Below are 19,296 nucleotides of genomic sequence, written 5' to 3'. Positions count from 1 at the left end.
GAGCTCATGAACAGCACAATAGAAATCACAGACATCACCTTACGAAGGCGAGTCATGCTGCTGTTTGAAATAGTCATATTTGAAATACTCATGCTTAAATTCTTACATCGTGGCGTTGGTCACGCCCCCAAACCAAATTGATGATCGCTCGTGAAGCAAAAATGCCCGTGAACATACTGGTTAGAAGGCCTAAGCCCAGTGTCAGAGCGAAGCCCTGAATCGGTCCATTACCAATGGTATATAGAGCCACAGCAACGATCATGGTGGTGACGTTAGCATCGAAAATAGAAGAGAACGCACTGTCAAAACCACGATCGATGGAGCTAGCAAAGCTGCGGCCTTCTTTCATCTTGTCTCGAATACGTTCGAAGATAAGCACATTGGTATCTACCGCCATACCGACGGTCAGTACTAAACCCGCAATACCCGGCAGAGTTAATACCGCACCCGGTAGCAGCGCAATCAAACCAAACAATGTGGTCATGTTAACCACCAATGCGCAGTTCGCGACCCAACCAAGACGGCGGTACCATAGCGCCATAAACGTTAGCGTAAGGCCAAGGCCAAGTGCCAAAGCAGCAAAGCCGTTAGTTACGTTTTCAGCACCCAAAGATGGGCCAATGGTACGTTCTTCAATGATGGTCACTGGCGCAGTCAATGAACCCGCACGCAGCAGTAACGCAAGCTCTTGCGCTTCAGCCAAGCTGCCAGCACCAGTAATTCTGAAACGACTACCCAGTTGAGACTGGATGTTTGCCACACTGATCACTTCACTGTCTTGCTTGCTGTTGCCCGCTCTATCACGACTGTATTCGCTGTACACGGTTGCCATTGGCTTACCGATGTTATGACGTGAGAACTCGGACATTTTCTTACCACCAGAAGAATCTAGGGTAATGTTTACTTCTGCGCTGCCCATCTCACCAATGCCACTACGAGCATCAATAATGTGTTCACCGCTCAGTACTGCTTTGCGAGCGACAACGACACGATTGCCATCTGTATCTTTTAGCGTTTGAGTATTACGAGTTGCATTGTCGTAAACAGAGTAGAACGCCAAAGATGCGGTTGCACCAATCACGTCTTTTGCTGCTGCAGGGTCTTGAACACCTGGCAATTCAATACGAATACGGCTTTCACCTTGGCGTTGAATCGATGCTTCTGTGATGCCTAATTCTTCAATACGGCTGCGCATGATTTGCAGGTTTTGTTGAACTGTTAGGTTGCGTAGCGTTCTTTGCTCTTCTTCAGACTGAGTTAACGTCAGTGACTTATCTGAACGATCACGTAGCCAATGTGGGAACTCTTCACGAATCAGCTTTTGTGCTTTTTCGAAATCGGCGTCGGTACGGAAATCAAACTGAACCTGGTCGTTGACCACTTTACCGCGTGCATAACGCACCTGACTGGTCACCTCGTCGACCATCGCTTGAGCTTGTGCGTGGTAAACCGGTTCCATGTCCACTTCTAATAAGAACTGCACTCCACCGCGTAAATCTAGGCCTAGCTGAATCGGTGCAAAGCCCATGTCAGTCAGCCATTTAGGTGCTGCTGGCTCCATCGCTAGCGCAACCGTCGCGTTGTCGAGGAAGCGCTCATTGAGTACTTCTTTGGCTTTCGCTTGTTGCTCAGCATCTTCTAAGATGACCACTAAACGTTTGTCTTTTTGAAAGGCTGATTTGGCTTGAATGCCTTCGCTAGCAAGATATTGCGTCACTTGAGTGGCGTCGATCGTCTGCTCAGAGCGGTTACTGATTTGAACCGAGGCATCTTCGCCAAACCAAGAAGGTAGAGCGCTTAGAATCATGATGATGATGGTGGCAATAAGCACCACGTATTTCCACTTTGAGTAGTGGTTAATTTGTTTTCTTGGAATGCGTTTTTTCACAGTCAAGATCTCTTCTTTTTACCAATCACCGTAAACACGTGCTCAAAAATAGCGCCGGGAAAAAGCAGTGATCGAGCGTTTTAACCAGCTAGGATGGCCAGTTATTTACTGCGATTGGTATAACTAATGTTTTGCGAACACAAACGACAACTAGTCACAACCAAAACAAGCTGATTGAGTAACAGTGAGGCTAATAATTGTGTGTCGCTATATTGGGTTAATTGGCGAGTTCAACGAGCGCGAGGCGATCATCGATACGACCAATTTAAGGTCAAACGATTAGCTAAGAAGTTCTCGGAAATGCGAGTATTGAATGTTGCCCTCTTTCCACCCAGAAAGCCGGGAGGACGGAGAACTCACAATGCTGGTCCAGTGCTGCTTGGAATCCAACAACGGCGTGTTGAAGAGCAGAGAAGCCAGTAATGAAGGGGGTGAAAAGTCGATCAGTAGATGATAAGCAGGCTCAAGATCGGCCACGCTTTCTTGCTCGTTACTGAGCATACGTCTGAAGTTTGCAGCTTGGAGGCTCGACTCGGTGTCATGATAGTTGGAACTGTCACCATAAGGCACGGTACCAAACGGAACCTTATCGCACTCTAAGTAGCTCGACGGATTATCCGTAGCGGCTTGTTTACACTGTTTTATCGAGGAAGATTGTTCATTCTGTGAAGATTGCTCTTGAGCCGAATGAATTTGAAATGGCTTAGAAGGGAACGAATAGCCGTTAGAGTTCACTAAGCCAAAGCTCAGTAAAAACAACATTAAGACTAATCGGGTACCTAATTTAAGCAATCTAATATCCAAACAACATTCTCGTAGATCGTCAATCTACAATACAAATGAAACGCTGTCTTGATTTAAAACATTTTTTTAGAAAATGATACGATGCAACCGATTAGGCACTCACGGCATTTAGATTTATATACCTCAAAAAGAGCTCAACAAAGCTTGGTGCATAGATATTATGAATGGTGTAAAAACAAGAAAGCCAAGCGATGTGCGCTTGGCTTTGGGTTAAGTGTTTCAGTCTGCTTTAGGCTTTAGGCTTTAGGCTTTAGGCTTTAGGACGCATGATGTTCTTAACCTTACGGCTATTTTCACCAAAGATGCGTTGGACAAGTTGATTCATATCTTCACGAGAAATTGAGTTAACCGTCGCTTTCACGTTAAACAAGGCTTCTACACCATAGTCGTGCAAAAGATAACGAGACACGAACCATGCTTGATCAACAACACTAGTATCTAAAGGCGTAAAGTCCGCTTCTAGTTGCTTGCCTGCCGCTCTAATCTCATCATTTGATACGCCCTTCAGAAGGTCTCCAATCACTTTATCAATCGCGACCTCTATCTTATCGGCATTTTTAGGGTCGATCAGCGCACCAATAAACCAGTCATGGCTTGTATCACCATCTTGCGATACACAGTAAGCATAAGGTGAGTAATCTAGACTTAAATCTTCACGTATGTACGCGTCTAAACGAGTAACAAGCAGGCGTTGCAGCATGTCTTCCATAAAGATATCTTTCGCCGTTTTCCCTCTTACTATTCCAGTTTGCTCGGAAGGCTCCGCAATGACTCTTAGCATGTACTCAGTGCTATTAGCCGTGTTGACCGACAAATCAATACGCGCTTTAGATGGGTGCTTGTACGCGACGTTAAAGTCAGGCACAACGGCTTTTTCCAATGGAATAGAAGCCAAGTACTGGCGAACCAGAGGTTTCAGTTCACTTGGATCAATGTCGCCCACAATAACCAGCTGATTATTTCGGAATTGACCAAACAACTGCTGATGGACGCTCTTTATCTCTTCAACAGAAACCGTTTCCACACTTTTACTATCGAGCAGCACATGATCACTGTCCGCTTGATAGGTATTTTGGTTCATTGCATATGCGAACTGACCAGTAGGGCTTGCTAAGTAAGAATCTCGATTTTGAATGAACTCTTGCTTAACCGCCTCCAGTTGCTCTGGCGATACCTTGACTGATGTAACGATCGCGTTGAGCGCAGCAAAAGTTTCCGCTAAGCCATTACTGGTGAGCTTAAATTCGACGCCATGGTGAGTAAAATCGATAAACGGATAAACCTGAATATCTTCACGATCCAAATGCGCATCAAGCTCCGTTCCTGAAAAACTGCCAACACCACTTCTACCGATAGCAGCAAGAGCTAACTCTGACGCTGGATATAACTTAGGATCGAGTGCGGCCTTACCACCTAAGCTTGTGTAGTAAATACCTATGTCATCGCCTGCGAGATAGTCACGCAGATACCACATATCGATACCATTGCTAAGCGTCCACTTTTGAACATATGGGTCTACATACATCTGTTCCACTAACTCAATATCGCCTTGCGAACTAGGAACAGCAAAAGCACTGCTGGTCACCGAAAACAACGGTTTGGCACCCTTTTCGCTATAAGTTGCTTTCAAGCTCTCGATGGCTTGGGTAACGGCGACTTTATCTTCACTTTCATTCATACCAACCACTACAAAATAGTCGCTAGAAAGCAAAGCCTTAATATTGGCATTAATCGCATCAAGATCGAGGTTTGCGACAAACTCTTCAAGGCTCGCTTCATAGTCTCGTTGTGATTGCACGATTTGTTCGTTCACTAAAGCCGTCGCTTTCTGGTTAGCGTGCTGCACGCTGTCCATATTGTCCCAATCGATCTCAACATTATCGAGCAAGTCTTGATAATAATGCTGTTCGCTAATTATCTCATTTTCAGAGACGCCATAATCACGCAGAGATGCCAATGTGGCGATTAGCTCCTTTTGAGTCACCTCACGAGCGCCGACAGGAAAGCCAACATCCACCAATGAATAGCGCTGATATTCCATAGAATAATGTTTGGAACTTATCCATTGAGTTGGCAAAGCCGCATCATTGAACTTGGTATTAAGTCGCTGCCTGATCAGTTGCTGTGCTGTCTCATCAAGCCAAAGTTGATGCTGTTGCGCGCGAGTGTCTACCGCACTTGCCCCTCGGTTGATCATCAAAGAGATACTTGGCGCTTCCGATTCTGCATACTCAATATAATCACCTTCATTAAAGGTGGTAATTCTTTGTTTTACTGGCTTGGGAGTTTGTCCTCGCTGCCAATCTGAAAACTTCTGTTCAATTAATGGAATGACGGTTTTTGTGTCAATGTCACCGGAGACAATCACCTCAACGTTCTGAGGTTGATACCAAGTCTGATAAAAGTTATTTAGCCCTTGGGAAGTCGCGCTGAGTACAGACTCTTTAGTACCAAGTGCATCTTGGCCTTCATACTGACCACCCTCAATGAAGTGGTCTAAAAACTGTTCTGCGAATGGCTTGTCGTCTAAGCGTGCATAACGGAACTCACCAAGAATCACACCTTTCTCTTTTTCGACTTCTGAACTTGATAGGTCCAGAGCATCACCAATGTCTCGCATCCACGTCAGGGCAGACTGTAATTGGACATTGTCAGGTAAATCTAATTGATACACAGTTTCTTGGTAAGAAGTGTAGGCATTGATATCAGCGCCAAAGCTAGCGCCTGCATCTTCGAATAGACGAATCACGTCATTTTGAGAGAAATTTTTACTGCCATTGAATGCCATGTGCTCCAAAAAGTGCGCATAACCTTCTTGTTGGTCAGTCTCTTGGAACGAACCCGCGTGCACAACTAAACGAACAGATACGGATTCTTCATGATCTGGATAAACATGGTAGGTAAGGCCATTTTCTAGCTGGCCTGATGTCCATGCCGGATCCGGCTGGATTAAGGTTTCGGTGATACTTGATGTTGAACTACAGCCAACCAAGGTGAGGCATACAGCCGCCGCTAAATAATATGTTTTCATAACAACCTCTTAATGTCATTCATCGACAATATACAGATTGAGTTAACGATTATTATTTAATATTGAACCGGATGAGTATCTTTGTGATCTAGATCTTTATTTTATAAATTGCACTCAGTTATATAAGGCGCAAATTACGAGCATTTAAAAGTCAGTAACTAGTTTAAAAGTGACAAGCTTGAAAGTGATGAATTAAAAAGTAACGAGTTTAAAGACTAACCCTAACCCAAATAAAAAAGCCAAATGACGGTGCATTTGGCTTAGGTTCGATATCTTAGATTTAAGGTTGAAAGCGACTTTTCTACAAGGTCACTCTCTCAATGGGCTTAACTTTTTGGCCTTAACAAGTTCTTCAACTGGTAGCTGTTATCTCCAAAAATTTCTTTAGCATACTCCGTCATATCTTTACTAGAAATTGAATCTGTCGTTCCCTGTAAGTCAAACAGTGCCTCAACACCGTAGTCATGAATTAAGTAACGTGAAATAAACCAAGCTTGTTGAGTAGGCTTATATTGAAGTGGCGTGAGGTCAGCCACTAGCTGTTTAGCAGCGGTTCGAGTCTCATCTTCAGAAATGCCTTTAACGGCTTCAGCAATAACTTTATCAATCGCCTGTTCTATCTTATCTGAGTTCTCAGGCGCAGCTAAAGAGCCGACCAACCAGTCATAACTTGGCTCACTGTCTTGAGATACCGAATACACAAAAGGCGCATAATCCAAGCCTAATTCTTCGCGAACATAAGCCGTTAGACGGCTCGACAATACACGCTGAAGCATATCGTCCATAAACACATCCTTTGCTGTTTTCTCTCGAGCTTGCTGAGAAATAATACGCAATAAGTACTGGCTGCTGTCTTCATTATTGATGGATATATCGATTCGTTCTTTCGAATCAGTGCTATAGGCAACTTGATAATCAGGAGACACAACGGCTTCCAATGGCAATGAAGCAACATATTGGCGTACGAGAGGCTTAATTTCAGATGGCTTAATATCAGCAACGATGACAAGCGTATTGTCTCTTAACTTCTGAAAGAGTTGGTGCTGAACGTCAAGTATATCTTGAGATGTCACGGCTTCAATATCTTCACTTTCCAACATGATATGACGACTGCTATCTTGATAACTATTATGGTTAACCATCTGAATAAACTGACCCACTGGGGTTTCTAGATAAGCCGTGCGATCTTGTGCAAATTCAGATTTTACAGCCTCAAGCTGATCGCTGTCGATTTTAGGTTCGGTCACAATGGTATACAATGCAGCCAAGCCTTCTGCGAGCGTCTTTTTCTTAGTGCTGATTTCCAGCCCATGATGAGTAAAGTTGATGAAGGGATAAATTTGGATGTCTTTGCGTTTCAAATGGGTATTTAATTCCGATCCACTGAATTTACCAACACCACTACGGATCGATGCTGAAATCGCCACCTCTGACGCAGGAAATAAAGAAGAATCTAGGGCTGCTTTTCCACCTTCACTCGCATAATAAACACCAACATTATTACCCACCTCAGGGTTTCGTAAATACCAAACCTCGATACCATTGCTCAATGTCCATTGTTGTAAGTTAGGATCCTCACTCACCTGAATTTGTTTCACAATGTCGCCTTGAGATTCTGGCACGCTAAACGCAGAACTTGCGGTAACGAGCAGTGGCTTGTTACCTTTCTTTTCATAGGCTTTTCTGACATCTTTTAGCTCATTATCCATTGCTAGCATGTCTTCCTTAGAAGATAAACCTAACCCCAAAATGTAAGGGCTAGAAAGCAAATCATCTAAGTTATCATTCACAGCCTCGAGATCCGTATTCGCAAGAAACGTTTTCAAACTCGACTTATAATCAAGCTGTGATTGAACAGGCTGGTTAATCACCAATGCTGTCGATTTACCATCAGCATGAGCCACAGCATCCATTTGATCCCAGTTTAATTGAATGTCATCGAGGTTCGCTTGGTATTGCTGAAGCACACTCGCCAACTCATACTCACTTACGCCATAGTCACGCAAAGAGGCGAGAGTAGAAACAAACTGCTGCTGACTTTGCTCTCGGCTATTAACAGGAAAACCGACGGTAGTAATCGAATACCTTTGGTATTCTAATAAATAGGGTGTTGAAGCAGCCCACTGCACAGGTAACGCAGCGTCAACAAAGTCAGAATTCAACCTTTGTTGGATAAGTTGTTGAGCAATATCATCTAACCAAAGCTGATGTTGTTGCTCATGGCTCTGTGTCACTCTTTCCCCACGGTCAATGACTATCCCGATGCTCGGTGGCTCGACACCAGATCCATACGCCACAAAATCTTGAGTATTGTAATCCACTGACGTGTTCTTCACGGGAACCGGTGTTATGCCTCTTTGCCAATCAGAGAAAGTATCTTCAATCAAAGGGATAACTTCTGCCAGTGTGATATCACCAGAGACAATCACTTCGGTTAACTGAGGTTGATACCAGGTTTGGTAGTAGTTCTTTAATTCTTGAACATTCGCTTTAGAAACGGATTCTTTATTGCCAATAGGATCGTTACTTTGGTAAGTCGTCCCTTCAACCAGATGATCGTAGAACTTAAACGAGAGAGGTTTATCTTCAACTCGCGTGTATCGAAACTCCCCAAGTATCACACCTTTCTCTTTTTCGATTTCAGCTTCGGACAGCAGTAAACCATCGCCAATGTCTCTAAACCAAGCCAGGGCTTTGTCTAGGTTCTTATTGTCGGGCAGATCTAATTTATAGAGGGTTTCTTGGTAAGAGGTGTAAGCATTTAAGTCTGCACCAAAACTGGCACCAGATTGCTCAAATAGCTCGACCACCTCATTTCCTGAAAAGTTCTTGCTGCCATTAAACGCCATATGCTCAACAAAGTGGGCGTACCCTTTCTGTTGTTCGCTCTCTTGCAAAGATCCGGCATGCACGAGTAAGCGTACCGAGACAGGTTGTTCTTGGTCAGGGTAGACATGGTAGGTTAATCCGTTATCTAACTCTCCTTTGACCCAGTATGGATCGGATTTCAATAACGTTTGTTGTTGAGGAGTAGAGCTGCAACCTAGCAATGTGGAGCTCAATACGACGACTAAATAGTATGCTTTCATAACGATCTCTTTGGAGGGCTTTCCTCCAATATATCCGATCGCAATAGCATAATAATTTTATATAAATTCAGTCATTTAAATTTTGAGAGACAATCTGAACATGCATGAAACTGTCAACTTTATAAATTACACAATCTGATAGTCATAGGTTATAGATCGGGTGATTTCACACCCCTTAAAACTGATTTATTAAATTCCCTTAAACAGGTTTCTCACATCCCTTTAAAAAGAGCTTGCGAGGCGCGGCTGATCGGTAACTTCTCGCCGGAGACATAAGCCGACATCTGGCCTGAGAGCCCTTTCTTCACCTTATCAATGGCCGAGACTTTCACCACCACTGAGCGGTGGATCTGCCAAAATTCATCAGGATTGAGCTGCGCTATCAACTCTTTTAGTGACACACGAAGAATAAACTCCTCTAGAGAACTGCCTTGGCCTTTTTTGAATATCGAGACGTACTTGTCTTCTGCTTTGAAATAAGCCACATCATCGACGGCGATTAGGTGAATGTCTTCCCCGACACTGGCTTTGAGCCATGTGAGGTGCTTTTGCTGCGATCGATAGGGAGGTTGTTGTGAAGTCGATTTTGATAACTGTTGAAGCTGAGCCATTAACGCCGTGATATCGGGCTGTTCTGGCGTAATACCTGATTGTGTTTGATTGCTCGACAGACGCGCTTGCACCTTCTGGCATGTCGCCAGTAAGCGCTCTTCATTGATTGGCTTAAGCAGGTAATCCATCGCATTATGTTCAAAGGCTTTAACTGCGTATTCGTCATAAGCCGTAATGAACACAATCAATGGCGGCGAATCTAGCTTGTTCAATTGTTTCGCCAGCGAGATTCCATCCAGCTCAGGCATACGAATATCGAGAAACGCCACGTCGGGCTTAAGCTGCTGAATACTCTGCATCGCCTCCAAACCGTTTTGTGCCTTGCTGACGATCTCCAGCTCCGGCCAAACCTCAGCAAGGCTCTTGTCTAGGTGGTGCCTTAACAGTGCTTCATCGTCTGCGATAATCGCCGTTACGCTCGGCTGTATTGCTGGGTTGTTCATGGTTAGTCCTTTAAATTCACACTGTAAATCGTCTATTTTTCGTCACTGTTCTGTGCTTTCTGGTCTGTAATTCTAAGCGGCTGCGTCAGTCAGTGGTAACAAGATCGTAGAGACTACCCCACCCTCAGCTTGTTCAGTAATCGTTAGGCTCGCCTGATCACCATAAAGGGTTTCGATTCTTTGACGAATATTGCTTAACCCAACACCATGCCCCGTATTCGCAGAAGGTATTTTCAACCCTGCACCACTGTCTGACACTTCAATCTTCAACTGCTCGGCTTGTTGAGTAATACGGATATTCACTTGGCCACCCGCCGCTTTGGGCTCAATGCCGTGCGTGAGTGCATTCTCGACCAAGGGTTGAATCAAGAACGGTGGAATCACCTGAAAATCACTAATCTCGTGTGTTTCAATCGAGAACGTTAAGCGCTCCCCCAAGCGTATCTTTTGGATATTAAGATAAGCGTCTAACAAGTCGACCTCTTGTGCGATGGTCGATTGCTCGTTGCGGCTGTTTTTCAAAGTCACACGCAATAAGTCAGTCAGTTTTTCGAGCATCAACTTGGCTTTCGCGCTGTCACTCTCAATCAACACATTGATGGTCGCAAGTGTGTTGAACAAGAAGTGCGGTTCAATTTGGCTCTGTAGTTGTTTAAGCTGACTGAGCACCACCACCTTTTCTTGATCGGCCTGACGACGCTTGGCCACTTCCAATTCGTTATCGGCACGTAACTGCTGCTCTCGGGTATAGAAATAGTAATAGCAAACCGAACAGAAGATCACACCGAGCAACACCACAGATTTAAGATCCGAGATATTGGCCCCGAAATACCCGTTCAACCAATAGTGCGCGTTCAAGGTACCAAAGGTCATCGCGAACACCATTGAGATTCCCACTTCAAGCGTTCGTGATGTTCTCTTAAACAATTTCACAAAGATGAAAGAAGAACCCACGGCGCTGTAACCAAAGCCAAAACTGATTGCCAGGTTAACCGTTAATCCGCCGCCCCAAATCGTATGGGTTGTAATCGCAATAAGAACACAAAATAACGTGGTGAACGCGAAACTCTTAATCCATGAAAATCGACTGTTTGAAGAAGTGTCCATTAAAATCGTCCTTTGATATTTAAGAGAATCATATGACTATCGGGTAAGCTGGCGTAAGCAGAATCACTTTTGCCGCCTAGAAAGCGTGCAGCAAGTTCCAAATCCAACGATGAATTACCATTATCTAGAGCCTGATAATTGAGCCACTGAGTCGCAATAAAACCGCCATCTTGTGGAGACAACATGACATCGAATGTTGGCGTGATATCTTCAAGCCAGCCATGTGTCGAATCCAGAGACCAGTGAAACATTATGTTGTGTTGAACCAAATTGGCGTGCTGATAGCCTTGCGCATAAGAACCTGCCAATGAAGATGTCATCGGATTAACCGACAAAGACTCTGCACTTTCTATTGCACTTTGCCACTCAGAGTTGCTCCACGCTCGGCTATCAAACCAGTATTCCAACACCACATTGTGGCCAGTGTCATTTGCCCATGTTAATCCGGCTAACGCTTGATAGGCCTCGCCCTGCTCTTCGAGGTAAACAGGTTTAAGCATTGAATCAGGCTGGCTGTAACCAAGGCTTTGTCGTTGATAGACCGCCGAGCCATGAAATTCCCACGCGAGATTCAATACCGAGACTAAATTCGCCCCAAGCAAGCCGTGACGCACATCGTCATAATAGGCGACCCATTGATACTCGTGATCGCCCACCAGGTTGTAACGACGTACCCCAAAGCCTTGTTGCTGGTTCTTCTTTTCGAATTCATTTATGTCTTGGGAAGTCCATGACGAATCGCTATAAAGCAGTGTCCACTCGCCCGTCATATCGAACAGTGACGCCGAAGCCACTCCCGCGCCTTCTTCTGCGACAATGCCCACCGGGTTTTGTCGATAAGGCTTGATGATGTCTAACGGTCGATAGCCATAACCCACGCCCCAATCAAGGCGAACCTTACCGAGTGTGACATCTAGGTAATGGTCACCGAACGCCGAATTCGACAGTTCAACCCCACCTTGCCAGAACAACTCACGCACAATGAATTCCGACTCAAAGCTCGCGTCATGTTGTTGAGGGTTATTGCTTAGAATATCGTTGGCTTTCACTGCGAACAGACCAAGCCAATTGTTATATCCAACCTCTAGATCCAACAAGCCATTGAATGACTGACGATTATCAGATGGTAAAGGGCTGAATGGCGACTCTCTCGATTCGATGGCTTCTGCACTGAGTTGCCAGTCCCACGCCAAGCTCAGATCGTCCGCTTGAATCGTGTTACTCACACAAAACAAGGCAAGCAAAGTAGCGATTGAAGACTTGATGTGGAATCGGCGATTGGAAGCTTTCATGACGTCCACCTACAGCCCAGACACGCTGTTACGCGATAGGTAGGCAGGGTTGTAATATTTATCTGCCAAGCTTTGTTCAATCACTTCGCGATACTCAATCACGGTTTTCTTACTCGGCTGAATCTTATCGAGCAAGGTCATCGACACCACTGTGGGTAATCCATCACGCACGCCTTCAGTAAACCAAGCTTGTTTCGCCAGTTTTCCAGAACGCAGATACAGATCCGCTTTAACTGGAAACGCTCGGTCTGTCGTTAACCACAGATCAATCGACTGATAACTCGCACCCTTGGTTTTCGCCGCGAGCTTTAGGTGATGGGTATCGAGTGTCTCGCCAGTCGGCATCTCAACCTGTTGCTCGGCAACCCACTCGCCTTGGTAATCTTCACTCCAAGTCAGCGTCGAGATGTCCCCAACCGAGGCTTCGCCCAACAATTTTTGCATCGGTGTGATACGAATTGGGCGACGAGATTTCGGCATCAACAACCAATAGTTATCTTCAATCATCAGCATCTTCTGCCCAGCCTCGACCGCCGACTTGAACACGACCAACGACTCTCGATTTGGTCTTGTATAGACGTTGTATTCACGGGTTTTGTCCAGTTGCTCGTCTTGATATAACGCCACCAAAGACACTACCTTAGACGCTTGTGCGCTGTTCAAACGATAGCTGTCTGCCTTGGCAATCATCTCAGTGACTTGTTGTGAATCGACAGCCCAGCTTGGTGTCGATACTAGAACCAATGCAGAACCTAAAACAGTGAGTAAACGAGTAAACTTATACATAAACCAGCGCCTCCGTGATTGGCTTATTCACGCCTTTGCGAGCAGAGAAATAAGCAGCCAGCAAACATATCGTCAGCACACCTAAAGTGGCGTAACCAACTAATTCCAGTGAGAAGTAAATGTTGAGTGGGTAACCTTCGGTTCTGCCTGGAGGTGGCGGCATCTGTATATCAACTACCAGCAATAACAGCGACACTAAACCACTCACTAACGCACCGATCGCACTGCCAATCACCGCCAGTAATCCCGCCTCTTTTAAGAAACCAGCCACGATTTCAGATGGGTAACTACCAAGAGCCGACAAGGTGCCAATTTCACGAGTGCGCTCGGTCACCGACATGGTCATGGTGTTAAACAACGACACAAACACCACCAATGCCATAACAGCACCCATGATGCCGAAGATCCGGTCGTAAAGATTTTTGACCTTGGTGTAGAAAAACGCGCGATCTTGCCACGGGGTGATCTCGATCTCTGTGCCTTGATCGTTTTGGCTCGCGCTATTTCGATCTAAAGTCGCTTGAATGCGTTGTTGAACGGTCGAGGTCTTGCTGGTTTCAAATAGGAACACCGACAAGGTGCTGACTTTGTCTGAGGCTAAAAGCTCTTGTGCGGTGGTGATGTGTACATACAGCTGACGCTTGTCCAGCTCAGGAACCCCAGTCGAGTAGATGCCCTGCACCTTAAAATCAAAAGCATTCAAAGCGCCGTCACTGGTGGTGGCGAGTAATGTTACCCAATCGCCAACCGCAACTTTGAGGTTACGAGCAAGGTCTGTTCCCAGCATGACTTGTGGCTCTTGGCTGTCGTATCTTGGTGACTTCACATCCGATAGGGTTTGTCCGCTGCGCACATCTAAGAAAGGACCTTTCATGTCGAACTCACGCTCATTGACGCCAGTTCCCATAAAGATGGTCGACTTACTGCCGTTAGACACCAAGCCGCTAAAATAGACTCTAGGCTGCACACCACGCACGTCGCTGTCACCAATGATGCTCTTGGTTAGCGCTTGAACATTATCGAGACCATTGCTCAGCGGCATGTCCTCATCTTGTTCAAAGTATCCCGGCGTGCTCAAGGTGAGATGACCAGTATCGCGCGCGGTCGATTCTCTCAAAGATTCATAAGTGTAAAGCCCATAACCACCAGCACTGGTCAGCGCAAATACGGCAATGGCAATAATCAATACCGATAGCAAACTACGACGACCATTTCTTAATAAATTAAGCCACGCCAAACGCACCGAAGTTGGAAGTAAAAACGTGCTCATTCTTTGTGTTAACTTGCCCATGAGATCGCCTCCGTAGTTACAGCTTGTGGAGCCAGTTGTCCGTCGATAAGTTCAATTACTCGATCGCAGCGCTGCGCCATTCTTGGGTCGTGCGTTGCGACAATAAAGGTGGTGCCCATTTCGTGGCCGAGCTCTTTCATAATATCGATCACTAGGTTGGCGGTGTGGCTGTCTAGGCTGGCGGTCGGCTCATCGGCAATCACTAAGCTTGGGTTGTGGATCAGTGCTCTGGCTATTGCGACACGTTGCTGCTGACCACCAGAAAGATTGTCTGGGCGGTGATGAACGTAATCCCCTAGCCCAACACGCTCTAACATGTCTTGCGCTCTGCTCTGCTGTTCTTGCTTAGAGCATTGGTTCAGCATCAATGGATAAGCGACGTTCTCAAGCGCCGTCATCACAGGAACCAGATTGAAACGCTGAAACACAAACCCCAACGACTGACGACGAAAACGTGCAGCGGCGATTTGCTCTGTCGGATAAGGTTTGCCGTCAATATTGATCTGCCCTCGGTAGTCCATGTCCAACAAACCCAAAATATTCAAAAGTGTGCTTTTCCCTGAACCCGACGGGCCACATAACGCCACCATTTCACCGCGTTGGATATGTCCATCGACCCCGTTTAATGCATCAACACGTTGACCGCCCGTGACATACGCTTTGCCGATATTTTTAAATTCAATCATTCCCTTGTCCTCTGATTACCCATCATTCTTAAGCGTTCGCTGTTGTTAATAAGCTTAAGTAAACCGCTATTTAGCATTCGCAGCTGTTACTTGGCTTTCGCTATTAGGGCCTTCGCTGTCATGGTCTCGATGTTTCCGGCATCGGTACTTTCCATTTTTTCAAGCCACACCTGTGCTTGCTCGAAGTCTTCAGCACGAATCGATGCGGTAATGGCGTAACGGTAAATCCACGAGGTCGCAGCGAAATGTTGTTGTTGGAAATCATCTTCCGCGAGTAACGAGAGGAACAAGTCATAACCACGATCGAAATGGTTAAACATGTCTGGCAGAGAAGTGTAAGTCACAGCAGCCATGGCGCGAGTTAGGTAAGAATCTGGCAGCCCTTGAACACGAGGTTGTTCATGAATCGGTTGGTCTTCGTCTTTAAGCAGCACCAGTGATTTATCAATGGTCGACAAACCCTTTTCCACATACTTCATCTTGTTCCAAGGTAAGAACGCATCACGCCCCATCAGGGTTTCTGTGCTTCCGAGGTAAACCAAGGTCAGTGGTGTCGCACCGTCTTGTTGCAGCGTGTCGTTCAGACGTTCGTAAGCCACCTCAACCAGATCTTCATTGCCTTGAGCGGCTTGATTGTAGATATCAAGAACGTCTGAACTTGGGTTAGCCTGCGCCAAAGTGGGTGCGAATGAAACAAGTGCAACCAGTAATGAACGCTTAAGCACAGAAGTGGTAGAACCTGAATTAAATGAGTGTGAAGTAGTCATGATTTCTAATCCCTTTCAAATGTTGACGTTGAAAGGTTAACTAGAATTTGTCGTGCAGTTTTATCAATGCGACGAATGGTAATTACCAGGAGTGAATGGTTGAGCGAGGGTGTGAATGGTGGGAACGATAAACAAGAAGCAAGAACTTGTGTCCACCTGTAAACATGCCCAACTGAATAAACAAGGGCTAACGGTCTCTTTCTTAACCAAATATCGTAAGGCGATCGTATCTATGTAGACGCTGAAGCAGGCAAAAGAGAGGCGTGTTATGCGCCTCCTTAAGTTACAACAAACTAACCTGAGTAAGCATGCGGTCCTGAGTATTTCCACAAAGGTTTCCAGTAAGACTCAAGCAAATCGTTAACAGGTTCACCTTCAATAAGGTAATTGACCTCGGCCAAATTACCAGGATAAAGGTTATCCGAACCGACGATACAAACCTCATCATCGACAATCATTACTTTTGAATGATTACCGGGAGCTGAATCAACAGCCCCATAAAAGAACCCACTCGCACTCACTGTCGTCCAAAATGGATGCCCAATCACTCCTTGCTCCGGTGGTCTCTCTGACAATGGCTGAGCCTTGAGTGTTGCTGTTTTTCCCTGCTCTGGAAGATTTGGCCATTTGTACGTATCGCCTTCAGTCGTCTTATCTTCCGGTACTTTATCGGTAAAAAAGAACGGCGCGATAAAGAGACGAGATAAAGCGTCCTGACGCTTACCATCACTGTCATCAAGGCGTTGATCGGTATCTGCATCGTGAGTCATGTAATACTCCATCAAACCAAATGTCCGTACCGCTCCCGATCCAAATGAGTATTGATCGCCTTCAGCCCCTGCGCCTGCATCTAGGGGCGATACAACGATCTGAACAGTTAGCCCTTCATTTTTCAGCAATGCTTCGATAATCCAATGACATACAACGTGATCTTTCCAGTTCTTTTTCCAAGCACTGATCACATCCTGCTGCGACATACGGATAACATTTTTCGCATTTAAAATTAGGCTCTTTTTCATGATTTCCGAGCCTATCTTAAAATCGGTATCTCGGTTAGGCCCTGTCCAATACTTACCGACCGTGAGTATACGGTCGGACTTTTTGTAGTCCTCTAGCTTATCGTATGAATGGTACACCTGACGCTCTTCAAAAACGTTAGCATCTAAGTCTGAGACTGAGCGCAAATCAAACTTTTCGATTTGATTAATTGAAGGCAACGGAGGTAAAGCTGGAGGTTGAGGATCGACTCCAGGTTGAATACCGGTTTCATGGACCTCTAGAATACTATTCTGTTTTTCCTGTATGTAATCCTGAACATAACTAATCATAAGAGGATCATGTGGATAGTTGGGTTCGCTATCCCTGTTGTACCAAGTGAGGTCATCAGTATCTAATGATTCCTTAGTAAGCAGAAATGTATCCGCCGTCCATAGTTCGTTAAGGAACAGTTGAGAACCTAAACTGGCCGCACCGTGAACGACAACAGAAACATCATGGACAGGAGGATAGCTTCGGAAAAGATCCATATTCAGGTTATGGCCACCAACCAAAGACTCAACACCATCACAGGCTATAATTTTGGTGTGATTCCAAGTCATTTTTGTATCAGAATCAGAAATTAATGACTCCGGAAGAAATTTCTTCTGTGCTGACATCCAAGAACCAGTCGCTCTTTGGTAGAACCTACCCACAACGAATTCAGGCATGATCTCCCAATATGCTGAGCGTGCTCTGATTAAGCGAACCAGAGCAGCTTTAAAGTCGATAAGATTATCTGGCTCATTGATAGGGTAAAGTGGCGTCTGACCAAATATGAACCGGAACTGTGGTGATTCGTTTCGGCCCATAGGCTTCGTAAGTGCGGTATCTATTGCTCCCAGAATCGCTCTCGCCCAATCAGGATCTGGGCTGTTTAACGACGAGATATCACACCGATAACGAGTCTTCTGTACTACCTCAACAATTGCCCGCTCAAATTCTCCCTGACGTTCAATAGCACGAGGCATTATCTCTGGACCAAACGACATCCCCCATATACTGGGAGTATCAAGTAACCTGACATAGTTCATATCACTGTCATGGTAGAAAAGGTCGTTTTTTAATAGTTCTTCTTTGATTAACTCTATTTTACTCATCTTCACCTTAACCTGCTGTTTATAAACAGCTTGTCAATTTACAAGCGGATTTCGATTTAACTCTGCTATCGATTAATTTGGGGATCATAAAAACTTCCAGTCAACCCACCCTTTGTTGCTTCGCTCTGTAGTTACCGGATAAGCGAGTTTATATGGGGGATCGCCAACTACATCGTCCATATAATAAGTATCGTTTGGGTTACGCCCCCAAATTGATGAGATTCTTCGAACATACGGCCTTCCGGGAAGGGAGTTACTATTACGAGTTTCTCCTCCCCCCATAATGTCGAACTCACGATGGAAGGTATGAATTTCTTTTCTTAGCTCTGTAACACTTTTTTCAACAGCGCAAGGAACAGCAAAATCGGTTCCCCATTGGGTCAGGTAACCTCTAGCCATTTTGTAGATTAGCTCAGGGATAGGAGCAACCGTTGCGCTTACCTTATCAGCAGAATAATAACCATCACTGGTAGTATTCCCGGCTACTGTGCCGTGTCTGCCACGGCAGGCATAGAGCTCATAACCAACAGGTTGAGGTCTGTTACTATCTGGAGCAAGAGGATCAGCTTGTTGTACATCGTTTGCCATGCTTGCCCAGCCTGGATACCTTTTTATCCAGTCCCACCATGACTGACTGTGGATAGTGATATCGTTATTTTCGTTTCTCATCCTTCCATTTGGCCGAGGAACTAGAGCTTGGAAGGCATGATCTTGTACGTTTAGATTGTATGATTGATCCCAAGAATAAACGCCTACGTAGTTAACGACATTTGGAGGTAGTTGAGTAAGAAGACTCCACCATGTGCCAGGCCCAGGAACCGGATCTATTGCGAAGATATTAACAGGCGTATTACGTGTTTTTTCGTCACCATATGCATATAAGAACCATGCAGCCATGATAGCTTCACAGGCTCCCCGACTATGCCCTATTAGGTTAAACACATCACCTTCACTTGCCGCAGCCAAGTTTGCTCCGTGCAGTGCTAACGCGGGCATAGTCCAACCCGCAAGGGACTCCTTATACTTGGTATACTGGTTTCCGCTAATATAGCTAGAAATATCAGACAGCAGTTCATCTGGCGCGTTAAGTGGACCGTTGACCATCAGTGGTTCACTGGTATCTCTGGTATGAGCCCAGTCATTCTCACCTGCCCCCCTGACCGTCATTCCAACACCTTTCAGCTCATTGATGATTCTAACGGGAATATAACCTGTTGAAGGAAGGTAGATATTTTTATCACTTTCCTCACGGGATACTTCCCCTTCATCACGAGTGCAAGCAGTGCCAGAGAAAGATACTGTCATTACACCTGTTTTCTCAGCGAATGAGAATCTCGGAAGAGCCGGAACAGAGGTGCTTATAAG

Annotated in this window: 13 protein-coding genes and 1 pseudogene; all 14 read right to left on the bottom strand. The window is 45.4% G+C overall.

Annotation, left to right across the window (positions count from 1 at the left end; genetic code table 11):
- Window positions 1-92: pseudogene (secF, locus tag AB4653_RS05600) on the bottom strand (protein translocase subunit SecF); the annotation flags it as partial.
- Window positions 93-94: 2 nt separating this feature from the next.
- Complete coding sequence (secD, locus tag AB4653_RS05595; protein WP_009846062.1) at window positions 95-1,894, bottom strand: protein translocase subunit SecD; 1,800 nt, start codon at window positions 1,892-1,894, stop codon at window positions 95-97.
- A 273-nt stretch (window positions 1,895-2,167) separates the two neighbouring features.
- Window positions 2,168-2,650 (bottom strand): hypothetical protein, encoded by a 483-nt coding sequence (locus tag AB4653_RS05590; RefSeq protein ID WP_009846061.1) that lies wholly within the window; start codon window positions 2,648-2,650, stop codon window positions 2,168-2,170.
- Window positions 2,651-2,942: 292 nt separating this feature from the next.
- A complete protein-coding gene (locus AB4653_RS05585) occupies window positions 2,943-5,723 on the bottom strand; it encodes a pitrilysin family protein (RefSeq protein WP_009846060.1) in 2,781 nt (926 codons plus the stop codon).
- Between the two features lie 326 nt (window positions 5,724-6,049).
- Window positions 6,050-8,812, bottom strand: a complete 2,763-nt coding sequence (locus tag AB4653_RS05580) for a pitrilysin family protein (RefSeq protein WP_102257694.1) — start codon at window positions 8,810-8,812, stop codon at window positions 6,050-6,052.
- 212 nt (window positions 8,813-9,024) lie between these two features.
- Window positions 9,025-9,867: a LytTR family DNA-binding domain-containing protein gene (locus AB4653_RS05575; RefSeq protein ID WP_009846058.1), complete on the bottom strand. Its 843-nt coding sequence runs from the start codon at window positions 9,865-9,867 to the stop codon at window positions 9,025-9,027.
- 72 nt (window positions 9,868-9,939) lie between these two features.
- Window positions 9,940-10,974, bottom strand: a complete 1,035-nt coding sequence (locus tag AB4653_RS05570) for a sensor histidine kinase (protein ID WP_009846057.1) — start codon at window positions 10,972-10,974, stop codon at window positions 9,940-9,942.
- Complete coding sequence (locus AB4653_RS05565) at window positions 10,974-12,266, bottom strand: hypothetical protein (protein WP_009846056.1); 1,293 nt, start codon at window positions 12,264-12,266, stop codon at window positions 10,974-10,976. Before AB4653_RS05565 ends, AB4653_RS05570 begins: the two co-directional genes overlap by 1 nt.
- A gap of 9 nt (window positions 12,267-12,275) precedes the next feature.
- The gene (locus AB4653_RS05560; RefSeq protein WP_009846055.1) at window positions 12,276-13,052 is read right to left on the bottom strand and encodes an outer membrane lipoprotein-sorting protein; all 777 of its coding nucleotides are present in this window, start codon (window positions 13,050-13,052) and stop codon (window positions 12,276-12,278) included.
- On the bottom strand, window positions 13,045-14,343 hold the full coding sequence (locus tag AB4653_RS05555; protein WP_009846054.1) for an FtsX-like permease family protein: 1,299 nt from the start codon (window positions 14,341-14,343) through the stop codon (window positions 13,045-13,047). The genes AB4653_RS05560 and AB4653_RS05555 overlap by 8 nt, the downstream gene beginning before the upstream one ends.
- Window positions 14,331-15,029: an ABC transporter ATP-binding protein gene (locus tag AB4653_RS05550; RefSeq protein ID WP_009846053.1), complete on the bottom strand. Its 699-nt coding sequence runs from the start codon at window positions 15,027-15,029 to the stop codon at window positions 14,331-14,333. The genes AB4653_RS05555 and AB4653_RS05550 overlap by 13 nt, the downstream gene beginning before the upstream one ends.
- Before the next feature lie 86 nt (window positions 15,030-15,115).
- The gene (locus AB4653_RS05545; RefSeq protein WP_009846052.1) at window positions 15,116-15,796 is read right to left on the bottom strand and encodes a hypothetical protein; all 681 of its coding nucleotides are present in this window, start codon (window positions 15,794-15,796) and stop codon (window positions 15,116-15,118) included.
- A gap of 293 nt (window positions 15,797-16,089) precedes the next feature.
- Complete coding sequence (locus AB4653_RS05540; protein ID WP_009846051.1) at window positions 16,090-17,931, bottom strand: phospholipase D; 1,842 nt, start codon at window positions 17,929-17,931, stop codon at window positions 16,090-16,092.
- Window positions 17,932-18,015: 84 nt separating this feature from the next.
- Window positions 18,016-19,296 (bottom strand): Tat pathway signal protein (locus AB4653_RS05535; RefSeq protein ID WP_372103526.1); only part of this gene is annotated, 1,281 nt, incomplete at its 5' end.

Origin of the sequence: Vibrio sp. 10N.222.48.A3, assembly GCF_041475345.1 — a bacterium.
GTDB classification, from domain to species: domain Bacteria; phylum Pseudomonadota; class Gammaproteobacteria; order Enterobacterales; family Vibrionaceae; genus Vibrio; species Vibrio tasmaniensis_A.
The sequence above is the reverse complement of the archived record's forward strand: the minus strand, read 5'-3'. Positions and strand labels throughout refer to the sequence as shown.